This window comes from Natrinema salaciae (assembly GCF_900110865.1).
Lineage (GTDB): Archaea > Halobacteriota > Halobacteria > Halobacteriales > Natrialbaceae > Natrinema > Natrinema salaciae.
This window is the reverse complement of the sequence record NZ_FOFD01000003.1, coordinates 80,807-93,626: the sequence shown is the minus strand read 5'-3', so window position 1 is coordinate 93,626 and position 12,820 is coordinate 80,807. Positions and strand designations below refer to the sequence as shown.

General features: G+C 68.2%; 12 protein-coding genes. 5 read left to right on the top strand and 7 right to left on the bottom strand.

Annotated elements, in window-relative coordinates:
* The first annotated feature begins 102 nt into the window (after positions 1-102).
* Positions 103-1,869: a nitrite/sulfite reductase gene (locus BMX07_RS09980; RefSeq protein WP_090617374.1), complete on the top strand. Its 1,767-nt coding sequence runs from the start codon at positions 103-105 to the stop codon at positions 1,867-1,869.
* Positions 1,870-1,949: 80 nt separating this feature from the next.
* On the top strand, positions 1,950-2,234 hold the full coding sequence (locus tag BMX07_RS09975) for an amphi-Trp domain-containing protein (protein ID WP_090617372.1): 285 nt from the start codon (positions 1,950-1,952) through the stop codon (positions 2,232-2,234).
* A 63-nt stretch (positions 2,235-2,297) separates the two neighbouring features.
* Here the strand turns inward: BMX07_RS09975 and BMX07_RS09970 are convergent, their stop codons facing one another.
* The 3 genes from BMX07_RS09970 to BMX07_RS09960 form a co-directional block, all read right to left on the bottom strand.
* On the bottom strand, positions 2,298-2,657 hold the full coding sequence (locus tag BMX07_RS09970) for a hypothetical protein (protein ID WP_090617371.1): 360 nt from the start codon (positions 2,655-2,657) through the stop codon (positions 2,298-2,300).
* A 230-nt stretch (positions 2,658-2,887) separates the two neighbouring features.
* The gene (gene larE / locus BMX07_RS09965) at positions 2,888-3,736 is read right to left on the bottom strand and encodes an ATP-dependent sacrificial sulfur transferase LarE (protein WP_090618406.1); all 849 of its coding nucleotides are present in this window, start codon (positions 3,734-3,736) and stop codon (positions 2,888-2,890) included.
* Positions 3,737-3,816: 80 nt separating this feature from the next.
* The gene (locus BMX07_RS09960; protein ID WP_090617369.1) at positions 3,817-5,364 is read right to left on the bottom strand and encodes a hybrid sensor histidine kinase/response regulator; all 1,548 of its coding nucleotides are present in this window, start codon (positions 5,362-5,364) and stop codon (positions 3,817-3,819) included.
* A gap of 178 nt (positions 5,365-5,542) precedes the next feature.
* Between BMX07_RS09960 and BMX07_RS09955 the strand changes: the two genes are divergently transcribed.
* Positions 5,543-6,112 (top strand): DUF6789 family protein, encoded by a 570-nt coding sequence (locus tag BMX07_RS09955; RefSeq protein ID WP_090617367.1) that lies wholly within the window; start codon positions 5,543-5,545, stop codon positions 6,110-6,112.
* Positions 6,113-6,121: 9 nt separating this feature from the next.
* On the opposite strand, the gene BMX07_RS09950 is transcribed toward BMX07_RS09955, so the two are convergent.
* Positions 6,122-7,270, bottom strand: a complete 1,149-nt coding sequence (locus BMX07_RS09950; protein ID WP_090617365.1) for a glutamate-cysteine ligase family protein — start codon at positions 7,268-7,270, stop codon at positions 6,122-6,124.
* Between the two features lie 335 nt (positions 7,271-7,605).
* Between BMX07_RS09950 and BMX07_RS09945 the strand changes: the two genes are divergently transcribed.
* Together BMX07_RS09945 and BMX07_RS09940 are read left to right on the top strand one after the other, a co-directional pair.
* Positions 7,606-8,595 (top strand): aldo/keto reductase, encoded by a 990-nt coding sequence (locus BMX07_RS09945; RefSeq protein WP_090617364.1) that lies wholly within the window; start codon positions 7,606-7,608, stop codon positions 8,593-8,595.
* A gap of 89 nt (positions 8,596-8,684) precedes the next feature.
* On the top strand, positions 8,685-9,623 hold the full coding sequence (locus tag BMX07_RS09940) for a metallophosphoesterase family protein (RefSeq protein ID WP_090617362.1): 939 nt from the start codon (positions 8,685-8,687) through the stop codon (positions 9,621-9,623).
* Between the two features lie 137 nt (positions 9,624-9,760).
* Here the strand turns inward: BMX07_RS09940 and BMX07_RS09935 are convergent, their stop codons facing one another.
* The 3 genes from BMX07_RS09935 to BMX07_RS09925 form a co-directional block, all read right to left on the bottom strand.
* Positions 9,761-9,952 (bottom strand): hypothetical protein, encoded by a 192-nt coding sequence (locus tag BMX07_RS09935; protein ID WP_090617360.1) that lies wholly within the window; start codon positions 9,950-9,952, stop codon positions 9,761-9,763.
* 84 nt (positions 9,953-10,036) lie between these two features.
* On the bottom strand, positions 10,037-10,996 hold the full coding sequence (locus tag BMX07_RS09930; protein ID WP_090617358.1) for a DUF368 domain-containing protein: 960 nt from the start codon (positions 10,994-10,996) through the stop codon (positions 10,037-10,039).
* Positions 10,997-11,190: 194 nt separating this feature from the next.
* Entirely contained in the window at positions 11,191-12,759 is a 1,569-nt protein-coding gene (locus BMX07_RS09925; protein WP_090618405.1) for a SagB/ThcOx family dehydrogenase, read from the bottom strand.
* Between the last annotated feature and the right edge of the window lie 61 nt (positions 12,760-12,820).

Here is a 12,820-nt window from a genome sequence, read left to right as displayed (position 1 = left end):
TATATGATTCAGGAACATGATGTTGGAACGTGAATCACGACATGTTTAAATCAAAAATGCGGGAATCGCTGTCTAATCGTTCGGTCGTTGAGGTGGTCCCCGATGGCGCATAAGAAAGAAGACCTGAAGGAGGGCTGTTACGGCGACGAGGTCCGCGAACACATCCTCGAGTTCGCCGAAAACGGCGGGTACGAGGCGATCCCCGAGGACGAACGCGAGACGTGGTTCACCCGCTTTAAGTTCTGGGGCCTGTTCCACCAGCGCGACGGGCAGGAATCGTACTTCATGATGCGGCTGACCAACGCCAGCGGCATTCTCGAGCCCGAACAGCTGCGAACGATCGGTGAGGTCGCCCGCGACTACGCGACGGGGCCCGTCGCGAATCCCGAGTTCGGGAACGGCTGGATCGACCTGACGACCCGTCAGTCAATCCAACTGCACTGGCTCGAGCTCGCGGACGTCCCCGAAATCTGGGACCGACTCGAGTCGGTCGGCGTCCACTCCCGCTCCGCGGGCGGTGACACGATGCGTAATATCTCGGGCTGTCCGCTCCACGGCAAGGCCGAGGAGTTCGTCGAATCCGGGCCGCTGCTCGAGCGCTTCGAGGAGGAGCTGCGGAAAGACGACGCGCTCGCGAACATGCCCCGGAAGTTCAACATCAGCGTCTCGGGCTGTACGGTCGGTTGCGCGCAGGACTCGATCAACGATATCGGATTCGAGCCGGCGACGAAGGAGATCGACGGCGAGACGGTGAGAGGGTTCAACGTCCGCGTCGGCGGCGGGCTCGGCGGCCGTCAGCCCCGCGCCGCGACCCCGCTCGACGTCTTCGTCCGGCCCGAGAACGCCTACGAGGTCGGCCGCGGGTTCGTCGAACTCTACCACGACTACGGCGACCGTCAGAACCGCTCGAAGAATCGCGCGCGATTCTTCGCCGAGGACTGGGGCATGGAAAAGATCCGCGAGACACTCCAGGAGGAGTACGTCGGTTTCGAGATGGCCACCGCGGGCGAGGATTTCCGCGAGGAGTACACCTACAACGCCGGCCAACCGGTCGAGGCGGGCCAGCACGACCACGTCGGCGTCGGCGATCAGACGGACGGCCGGAACTACGTCGGCCTGAGCGTCCCCGTCGGCCGCCTGCCGGCCGAGGACGCCATCGAACTGGCCGACTACGCCGACGAGTACGGCTCCGGCGAGGTCCGTCTCACCCGCCGTCAGAACCCCGTCATCGTCGACGTCGCAGACGAGGACCTCGCTGGCCTGCTCGCCGAACCGCTGCTCGAGGAGTACCCCGCCGAGCCGACTCCGTTCGAGCGCGGCGCGATGGCCTGCACCGGGACCGAGTTCTGCTCGATCGCGCTGACCGAGACGAAGGGCCGAATGGCTCGCATGCTGCGCTGGTTCAACGGGAACGTCGAACTCCCCCCGGACGTCGGCAAGATCAAGATGCACTACTCCGGCTGTACCGCGGACTGCGGGCAAGCGATGACCGCCGACATCGGTCTACAGGGGATGCGCGCCCGCAAGGACGGCGAGATGGTCGAGGCCTTCGATATCGGCGTCGGCGGCGGCGTCGGCGAGAACCCCTCGTTCATCGACTGGATCCAGCAGCGCGTGCCGGCCGACGAGGCCCCCGGTGCGATCCGGAACCTGCTCGAGGCCTACGCGGCCCACCGCACCGAGGGGCAGACGTTCCGCCAGTGGGTCGAGGCGACGGCAACGGAGCAGCTCGTCGAGTTCTGTGAGCCCCAGGAGACCGACTTCGAGGCGCCGTACATGGCCGACGCCAAACAGTCGTGGTATCCCTTCGCGGAGAGCGAGTCGGCAGCGGCCGCGGCCGACGAGTCAGCGGCCCCCTCGGACGACTGAGTGCCGGCCCCCGTCGCTCGGCGGACGCGAGGCCGGCTCTCGTGTGCGCATTTATCAACCCGCGGACCGTATCGTCGCGTATGCCCGAAGAAGTACTCTTCAAGGCCGAACAGGACCAGGACAGGGCGGAGATCGCGGCGTTGCTTCGCCGCGTCGCGGACAACCTGGACGACGGCGACGCGATCACGCTCAAAGCGGGCTCGGAATCGGTGACGCTCGAGCCACCCGCTCGTCCCACCTTCGAGGTCAAAGCCGAACGCGAGGGGCCGGCGGACGGGCCCGGCGAGTTGAGTATCGAGTTCGAACTCGAGTGGGACGAGGACGACGGGGGAGCCGGCAGTGGCGGACGGTTAGAAATCGAATGATCGCGCCGGTCGACTGCGGCCACGGCCGCTAACGGCGGTTCTCAGTCGTCTCCAGGCTTACCGTCAGCGGTGCTCGCGCGTCCGCTCGTAGGCGTACTCCAGCGCGTCGTCGAGCGAGCCGGCCCCGTCGTAGCTGGCCGAGAAGAGGTCCATGAACTCCGCGGCGATCCGATCGCACCGTTCGAACGTCAGCACGGTCCTGACTCGCGTCGTCTCGGAGAGATCGAGCCCCGGGTAGCTCGTCGCCGTCAGCGCGTAGCCGGGGTGGTCCTCACCGTCGTCGAGTGAGGCGGGCGCGACCTTCAGCCGCAGATCTCCCGAATCGTGGCGGTACGTCCGATACTGCATCTCTCGGTCCGTGTCGGCAGGGGTATAGGACCGACACTCTTCCGTAGTCCACTCGAGCGGCACGTCGGCTTCCATCGATCACTGATACCGACCGGAGTGCTACGTTCGTATCGGAATGTGCAATATTGCCGTACGCGAGTCCAAAAACGATTCCACTGGAAGGTTTCGTGTGGGAAAGACGATTATATTCCGACCGATCGTCTACCAAATAACATCCGATCCGGACGAACGGCAGATTCACCCTCCGCTCGGCGTGCGGGGACGACCCGAGTCAGCGATCGACTTTCGGTACTCGAGCCCGGCGCTCAGTCGTCGGTCGAGGTCTCGGCGGTCGGATTCTCGTCTTCGGTTTCGGGACTGACGCTCCCCGTCCGGTAGCCGTGGAGGTCCAGCGTGACGTGGTCGAACCCCAGCTCCGCCAGCTCCGTCCGGACCGTCTCGACGAACTCGAGTTCCAGGGCCCGCTCGAGCTCGTCCGGGGCGACCTCGATACGAGCGAGGCCGTCGTGATCGCGGACGCGGAACTGGTCGAAGCCCCACTGTCGCAGCAGCGCTTCGGCCCGCTCGATCCGCGTCAATCGGTCGTCGGTGACTTCGAGCCCGGTCGGGATCCGGGAGGAGAGACAGGCCATGGAGGGCTTGTCGGCGACCGAGAGGCCGTAGCGGCCGGCGATCTCGCGGACCTCCGCTTTCGTGATGTCGTGGGCCAGCAGCGGTGAGTGAACGTCCAGTTCCGCGACCGCCTGCAGTCCGGGTCGGTGGCCCGCGCCCGGATCGTCGGCGTTCGTCCCGTCGCAGACCGTCCCGACGCCGAGTTCGCGGGCGGTCCCGAGCATCTCGCCGAGTCGCATCGTCCGGCAGTGGTAGCAGCGATCGTCGTCGTTCTCGACGAAGTCGTCGCTGTCGAGTTCGGAGAAGGAGACGATCTCGTGGCGGATCCCGATCTCGCTCGCGACCCGCTTGGCGTCCTCGAGTTCGGCTTCGGGGAGCGTCTCGCTCTTCGCGGTGCAGGCGACGGCGTCCTCGCCGAGCGCGTCGTGGGCGAGCGCGGCAACCACGCTCGAGTCGACTCCGCCGGAGAAGGCGACGAGGGCCCCGTCGCGACCCGCGAGGTCGTCGCGGGCGGCCTCGAGTTTCGCCTCGACCGTTGTCATAGTCCGCCGTTCGAACCGAACGGGCAAAAGGACGTTGTCGTCGGTCGTCCGCGACGGGCTCGTGTCGCTCACCGATTCGCTCAGCGGCCGGACGCGGCGTCGTCGACGCCCGTGATATCGAACCGTGCGCCGCCGTTTGCCGCCTCCGTCGCCGAGACGCGCCAGCCGTGGGCGTCGGCGATCTGCGTGACGATGGAGAGCCCGAACCCGGTCCCGTCCGCTGCCGTCGAATACCCTCGCTCGAGCACCCGGTCCCGCTCGTCGGGCGGGATTCCGGGGCCGTCGTCGGCGACGTAGAAGTCGGGGCCGCCGTCGATACCGCCGACCGTGACCGTCACGTTCGGCTCACTGTGCGCGACGCTGTCGTCAGCGCGGGTTTCGCGCTGACTGCCCGTGGAGCCGTGCTCCACGCTGTCGTCAGCGTGATTCTCGGACTGACTGCTCGTGGAGCCGTGCTCCACGCTGTTCCGAAACAGGTTCTCGAGCAGCTGTTTCGCTCTGCTCCGATCGGCTCGAATCACCGCGTCCGTTTCGACGACGAGTTCGGCCGCCCCCGTTTCGACGGTCTGCCAGCAGGTTTCGACGAGTTCGGTCAGCGGAACGGTGTCGAATTCGGTCACCGCTTTGCCCTCCCGTGCGACCGTCAACAGGTTCTCGATCAGCGATTCCATCCGCTCGTGCGATTCGGCGACAGTCGCGAGGTGGTCGCTGTCACGCGACAGCCTCGCCGCCTCGAGGTGTCCCCGGGCCACGTTCAGCGGATTCCGGAGATCGTGGGAGACGATGCTGGTGAACTCGCCGAGCCGCTCGTTCTGGCGCTCGAGTTCCTGTTCGTAGCGTTTTCGCTCGGTGATGCGGTGTGTAATTCCGATGAGGCCCCGAACCGACCCATCGTCGTTGTACCAGGGCACTTTCGACGTCACGTTCCACTCCGTCGAGAGCGGACTGTACTCCTCTTTGTTGATGATCGGCTCGCCGGTTTCGATGACGCGCCTGTCGTCGGCGTGCGCCTGTCGTTCGTGGTCGGTGGTGGCGATCTCGACGTCGGTCTTGCCGAGAATCTCCTCCCGAGAGAACGAATCGACCAGGAGCGCGTCCGTCTCGTGCGTTACTCGCTCTGTGAGGTGCTTGCTCACGCGGACGTGCCGACCCTCGGTGTCTTTCACGAACAGGTGGACCGGAACGTGATCGAAGATCTTGTCCAGGAGATCGCTGTCCGCTCGCAGTCGCCTCACGCGCCGGTACCGCTCGACGGCGGCCGTAACCCGATCGGCGAGACGCTCGTCGGCTTCGTCCGCCGATTTCCGTAGATAGTCGGTCACGCCGAGCGAGATGGCGTCGCTCGCGACCGCTTCCGAGCCGGCTTCGGTGTAGAGCACGAACGGGAGTTCGGGATCGCGCTCCCGGACACGAGCGAGGAACTCGAGTCCGTCGAGGCCGGCGAGTCGATATTCGGAAACGATGCAGTCGGTCGCCGCCGTCCCGGTCTCGAGTCGCTCGAGCGCCGCTTGGGCGGTGGACTCCGTACGGACGTCGAACGGCTCCGAGTCGTCGTCTGCCGTCGCAGCCGTCAGATCCGGGCTATCGGGCCCGTCGTCTACGTGAAGAACCCGGATCGGATCGCGCATTGCGCTCCCTATCGGAGCAGGCGGCCAAAAGTGTACTTGCCGCGAACGACCGCTTCCCGGCGGGCCGATCTCTCGATCGGGCGTCTCGGTCCGCTTCCCGTCGTTCACTCGCGGTGCATTAATCGGCGCGCCGGACCGTTAAGACGACCGGCGTGGGAGGTTACGGCTCGAGACAAGTATGGCTGTTTCCGATCGGCTGCGACGACTGCGAGGGATCGCCGACACCGAGGGACACACCAGCGAGGTCGACGACCGTCCGCGCGAGGAACACGTCGCCGACGCCGTCGTTCGCGGTATTCAGGGTGGGTTCGTCGCGACGCTCATCATGACCGCCTTTCGCCTCCCGCTCTTGCGATCGCTGCCACCGTCTGCGAACTTCTGGTCGCAGTACGTCGCCGGCGGCGACCCCGACGACCATCCGATCGCGGGCCTCGCCCTGCATCTGGTCTACGGGGTCAGTTCGGGCGTGATCTTCGGAGCGCTGTTCTCCCTGTACGACGCCGGGCGGTCCATCGAACCGGAACAGCGCGGGCTCGTCTGGGGCTCGGTCTACGGCATGGTCCTCTCGGCATTCGGCGTGCAGATCGTGCTGCAAGAGCTCCTCGATATCCGACTCGACGCCGACGAACTCGCGCTCTTTCACGCCGGCCACCTCGTCTACGGGCTCTCGCTCGGGGCCTGGGTCGGCTCCCGGACCGAGGGCGTCGAGGACCCGGAGCGGGAGTACGAGTACGACGACGGCAACTGACCGCCGACGTCACTCGGCGTCACGCAGCTTCTCGACGTCCTCCTCGAGCCGGCTCGCGTACTCGAGTCGCAGGTCGCGAGCGTCGGCGCTCGTGACGTACCGGCGGCCGTCGATCTGGGCCGCGATCGGGTGGTAGTCGCCGACGGTGAACCCCATCCGCTCGAGGTAGCCCGCGACGGCCGCCGACTCGAGGCCGTCGCCGATCGCCGATTCGGCGAGATCGCAGACGGTTTCGAACGCCGGGAGGACGGTCCCGTCGCTCGTGACGCGACCGGGGCGAGCGGTCGGCCCGCGGGTGTCGACGGCGATACCGCCGCCGCTCGCCTCGCGTCCCCCGTCGCCCGCGACTCCGCCGTCGATCCGAACGGTGGTGCGATGGAGCCGTTCCATCACCGTCTCGAGGTCGTCGGCCAGGCGGAGGACCTGACTCGGCAGGGCGGCGTCGGGCGAGCGCCACTCGACGGTCGGTATCGAATCGCGCAGTCGGACCGGCGTCCAGACCACGTCGTCCGGAGAGACGTTGTTCGCGACCGCCTCCGGATCGACGCCCACCTCGATGGCGGCGTCTTCGAACTCCTCGTAGCGGCGCTCGAGTCGCCGGTGCCACTCGTCGACGCTCTCCACGTAGCGCCAGAACGGGCCGTGTTTCGGGGACGCCTCGTCGCTCCGCGTTCGGTAACAGTAGGCTCGGGCCCCGTTTGCGATCCGTTCGCCCCGATAGTACGGCGACGAGTTGACGAGCGCGAGGGCCGGATCGAGGGCGACGAGCGCGTTGAGCTGGTCGGTGACGGTTCGCTCCTCGACGCGGATGTGCGTCCCGGCACAGTACGTCGCGGCGTCGAAACGCTCGCCGGTCACTGCCTCTCGGATGCGGCTTCGCTCGTCAGGCCGTCGGTCGACGCCGTCGCCGTTGATCGGCGTGCCGAGCGGGACGAGACGCTTGTCGACGGCCGCCGCCCTCTCGAGGGCGGCCTCGAGTTCCTCGACGAGCGCCGTTCGCAGCTCCGATATCGACTCGCAGGGCGGCGTCTTCAGTTCGAACAACGGCTCGACGAACTCTCGCTCCGTGCGCTCCGAGACGTCCGCGAGCGGCCCCGGTTCGGCGAGACGTCCGTCGCTATCGACGACCCAGTACTCGACTTCGATGCTCGTTTTCATTGTCCGTGTGAAAGCGCTCCCGTCGGTCGGCTACTCGGGCGGTTTCGATCGGTCGAACGCGGTCCCGCAGAAGCCACGATTCGGGTCGTTCGGCCGGCTCACATTCGCTTCTCGGTGTCGTGACGATCGATGCGTTTCGCCGAAGCGACCGTGCCTGCAGCCGCCTGCCGTATTTTCCTCGAGCGCATTCGGCTCGCGTACGGCTGCCGACCGAGCGCCTCGAAGACCCGCTCGCGTCTTCGACGTCCGTCGTCGTCTCGGTCCGATCCGCGTGTCGCGTCGCGACGGATTGCCGCCAGACCAACGCATAGGGCGACTCGCGAACACCGTCACGTATGAACCACCGACGACTCGGCTCGACCGGACGCGCCGTCTCCGAGGTCGGCCTCGGGACGTGGAACATCGGCGGCGACTGGGGCGACGTCGACGACGAGACCGGCCGCGAGGTCGTCCGCGCCGCCCTCGACGCGGGGATCGACGTCATCGACACCGCGGACGTGTACGGTGACGGCCGCAGCGAACGCCACATCGGCCACGTTCTCGACGAGCGCGACGCCCACGACGACGTGTTCGTCGCGACGAAGGCCGGCCGGCGACTCGAGCCACACGAGGCCGACCGCTACGACTACGACAACCTCTCTGCGTTCGTCGACCGGAGCCGCGAGACCCTCGGGGAGGACAGGCTGGATCTCCTCCAGTTGCACTGTCCGCCGACCGAAACGTACTATCAGCCGTCGACGTTCGAGGCGCTCGAACGCCTGCAAGCGGAGGGCAAGATCGCCCACGCCGGCGTGAGCGTCGAGAACGTCGAGGAGGCGCTCAAGGCGATCGAGTACGACGTCGTCGAGACCGTCCAGCTCATCTTCAATCCGTTCCGCCAGCGGCCAGCGGCGCTGTTCCTCGAGCAGGCGAAGAACGAAGATATCGGGGTGATCGTCCGCGTCCCGTACGCGTCGGGACTGCTGACAGGCGCGCTCGAGCGCGACCAGACCTTCCCCGAGGACGATCACCGCAACTTCAACCGCGAGGGCGAGGCGTTCGACGTCGGCGAGACGTTCGCCGGCGTCCCCTACGAGGCGGGCCACGACGCCGTCGACGCGCTCGAGGCCCACGTTCCAGACGACCTGACGCTGGCCGAACTGACGCTCCGGTGGATCCTCGACCACGAGGCGGTATCGACCGTCATTCCGGGGACGACCTCGCCGGAGCACGTCCGCAGCAACGCCGCCGTGTCGGAGCTGTCGCCGCTCTCGAATCGGGTTCACGGCGCAGTCCGGGACGTCTACGAGGCGTCCGTCGCCGAGCACGTACACCACCGCTGGTAGCTGGTCGCGTCGGACGCCCCCAGCCGCGCGTCGCCGACTCGACGCTTGCCGGCGTAACCGGTACCCGCCTCGTTCGCATCGGGCCCGATATGACGGACCGGCGTCACCGAGGACAGGTGCTCGCCCGCCTCGAGCGACCGACGACGACCGAACCGACGCGGCTCGCGGTGCTCTCTGACGTTCACCTCGCGACCGACGCGACGGGAACGTGGAAGGTGTACCACCGGACCGAGCGTCACCTCCGTGCCGCCGTCGAGTGTGCGAACGAGCGGGACGTCGACGGCGTTCTCGTCGCCGGCGATCTGACTCGAAACGGCGTCCCCGCGGAGTTCGACCGGTTCGACGACCTCGCCGCGTTCGACCCGCCGACGGTCGCGATCCCCGGCAACCACGACTTCCCGACGACGTTCGACGAGCGCACGTCGCTGCCGATCCCGGCGTTCGAAGCCCGGTACACGCCCGGCGGGCTCCCGTTTCGGGTGCAGATCGGCGGTCTCGCGGTGTTCGGACTCGACAGCCACGCCGCGACGCCGGACTCCCCGGCGGAGACGTGGGACGGTCGAATCGGCGACGAGCAACTGCAGTGGCTGGACGACGCACTGACGGACGCCGATCCCGAGTCGACGATCGTCGCACTCCACCACAACCTGCCGGCCACGAGCGACCTCTACGAGCGGTACAGCGCGGAGTTACCCGTCGAGGGCGGCGTGCCGGGGTTCGCCGACCCGCAACCGCTGGTGGACCTGCTCGAGGCCCGCGACGTGGCGGTGACCGTCACCGGCCACCTCCACTTCCCCGCGGTGGAGCGCGCCGACGGCATCACGGAACTCACGGTCCCGGCGGTCTCCTCGTTCCCGCACGCGCTGCTCCTGCTCGAGGTCGACGAGCGGGGAACGACGGTCCGGTTCCTCCCGCTGACCGACGCCGAGGGGATGGTCGAGTCCGTCGCACACGGCTACGAGAAGGATCGCGTGTTGCTCTCCGCGGCGCAACTGGCGTCGTTTCCGCTCGTCGACGACTTCGCGTAGCGGCGTCGCGAGCCGTCGAAACCGACCGCGGACCGGGTGAACACGCAAGGGTGTGGCCGATTTACCGACGCGGGCGTACGGGCTGGTGTGACCGACTACGAAATCCACGAGCACTTCGGAGACGCGGACTTCGGCGACTAATCGGACGGCCGTCGACCGCGCCGGAGCGCCTCGACGACCGCTCCCGATCGGACGAGGAGGAGGAGACTGAGCAGCAAGAGCCCGCGGGCTCGGTTTCCGCGGTCGAACTCGCGTTTCGCCGCCGCCCACACCGAACGGACCGTCAGCGACCGCGTCGATTTCGTCCCGAGGAGCGCTGTAACCGGCATACCCGTGCTAGTCCCGGCACGGAAATAGCGCTGCTCCTCGAGCGCGCACGGGCGACGCCCCGACGGCGACCGTCGCGGCCCCGCTCACTCCGGATCGAAGCCGCCGACGAGGAACTCGAGTACGAACAGGGCGATCGCGCCGAGTGCGGCCCACGCGGCCGTCAGCGCGACGGTCTCCGTCGTCCACGCGTACGTTTCGCCGATGTTGTGCAACGGCGCGGGGACCGATCCGGCGATGAGGCTCACCAGGAAGACGAGGGTCACGCTGCGATTGCGGGCCAGCGCGGCGCGCACGACGCGGGCGATAGTGACGAGGCCGACGACCCCGCCGGCGACGAACAGCGCCACCGTCGCCCCCGGATCGGCGACCGCCGCGAGCGATCCGCCGCCGAGCAGGTCCGCACCGGCGCGGACGAACTCGCTCAGTTCGTTCGAGAGGAAGACGTACTGACCGAGCAGGATCAGGATCAGCGAGCCGGAGACGCCCGGCAGGATCATCGCGCTGATCGCGATCGCGCCGGCGGCGACGATCACGGCCGGCCCGCCGCCGGGCAGTTGGACGACGTCGGCGGCGACCAGCACCGCGAGCGTCGCGCCCGCCGCGGCGGCGGCGATGTGGGTCGGCGAAGAGAGCTCGAGGCTCCGACCGAGGGTGATCGCCGAGGCGGCGATCAGTCCGGTGAAGAAGCCGAAGATCGCGATCGGATGGGTCTCCGCCAGCGACGAGACGATATCGGCGATGAGGACGACCGACGTGACCATGCCGACGCCAAGCGGGAGCAGGAACTGCAGGTCCAGGTCGAGGAGCGCTTCCCGGGCCCGCGTCCGGCGTTCGGGGTGGTAGCCCCGAAGGACGGCGATCGCGCGGCCGGGCGTGAACGCGGTGACGGCCGCGATCAGCCGCCCGTAGAACCCGAGCAGGAGCGCCACCGTGCCGCCGGAGACGCCGGGCAGGGCGTCGGCCGCACCCATACAGAGCCCGTAGCCGTAGGCCCGGAGCAGCTCGAGGCGGTCGACGACGACGTCGGATCGCTCATACTCCATGCGTCTCCTCCGCCGGTGTCCGGCTCGATGGAGGGGCCAACTGCGTTCGGTGCCGCGGTCTCGCGTTCGGGGGACCGAGCCGTCGATTCGGCTGCATGCACGATGAGGCGACGCGCGGCCGTATAAAAGTGTGAGAAGCGCGTCAGCGCGTGCGCTCTCCGCACCCGACCCGTGGCGGACTCGGCGACCCTGCCTCAGGCCGGTCGCCCCATCGTGTACAGGAACATCGGCGTCTGTCCCGCGGCCCGCGGCGCGAAGAACTCCGAGACGGCGTCGTCGTAGAACGTCAGTCCAGTCCCGCCGAGGGTGCGATGCGCGTAGGTCCCCAGATACAGTCGACCGGCCGTCAGCGACGCCTCGAGCTGTGCCGCCCGGTAGCCCCGATCCCCGAGCGCGTCGGCGATTTCCTCGAGGTCGGTCAGGAAGTAGAGACAGACCGCGGCGTCGGCGGCCAGCCGCTGATCCAGGGCGAGGTGACCCGCCTCGCTGCGGAACTCGCCGGTCCGGAGCCGCTCGAGTTCGCCGGCCGCCGGACGGTAGTGGTACGCGCCGGGCTCGAGGCCGTCGACGGCGTTGACGATAAGATACGGATCGACGAACGAGAGCGACGGGGCGTCCTCGCCGCGAACGTCCATCGGGACGCCGCGAACGGCGCGATCGAGCACGGTCGAGAGCTTCCGGACGCTGATCGGCTCGCGCTCGTACTCGCGACAGGAGCCGCGGCGACGGATCGTCTCGTGGAGCGGCCGACTCGAGGCCGTCTCGCCGTCGACCGGCTCGAGCGCGAGTCGATCGCCGTCACCGGGGTCCCGGGTGCCGACCGACCCCGCGGGCCGTCCGGATCGCCAGGCGTCCGCCGCCGCCCCGCTCTCGAGGGTGCCGGCGGCCCACGCCTCGTGGATCAGCGGGAACGTCTTCTCGTCGGGCGACAGCGGCGCGGTGTCCGGGGTGATGGAGCCGACGCTCGCGGGCGCGGTCTCGGGGATCGGATCGCCCCCGCCGATCGGGACGATCTCGAGCGGCGCTTCGCGCTCGGGCTCGAGTCCGAGGAGGTCGGCGACCGGCCGGTCCGCGAAGCCGGTGACGACCGCGGCGCGGTAGTCGAGCGCGTGGGCGACCGCCAGCAGGTTCGCGAGCGTGGTCCCGGAGTCCCAGAAGGCGTGGCGGAACGTCCGTGCGCCGTACTTCCAGGCGTTTCGCCACCAGGTCGACGTGGCGACGATCGACAGCGGCGCGTCGGCGACGCCTGCGTCCCCGCTGGCGTTCGCGAGCACGCCGCGGTAGTCCCCCGCGCGGAGGACGTTCAGCGATAGCGTCCGGGGGTCGAAGTGGTAGACGCCGGCCTCGAGGCCGTGTCCCGCGTCACCGTCGTCGCCGCCTCCGTCCTCGAGGTCGCCGCAGACGACGTACAGATCGACGTGGTAGAGCGCGCCGGTGGTCGCCGCGGCGCGGAACAGCAGGCTGCGACCGCGTCTGTCGATCCGCTTCGTGATGCCCGCAGCGTAGTAACACAGGGTCGTGACCGTCTCGAGGTCGGGTCGCGGTTCGCGAGTCGGGTCGCCGTCGGGCGTCGGCTCCGCGATCGACGCGAGCGCGGACTGCTGAGGCGGGCGAATCCGGTCGGCCAGCGGAACCGTCGGGCGGTCCGTGTACTCCTTGTACGGCGTCGGTTTGTTGTCGAAGTTCAGGCCGTAACCTCCCTCACGGACGCTTTTCGGCGAGTGTTTCGTCCGTTCGTGGTAGTCGATCGTTCCGGTCGGCATGTGCCGGTCTACCACGCCGGTCCCGAAAAGAGCGGGCGGGAACTTTTTCTCGCTCCGGTTT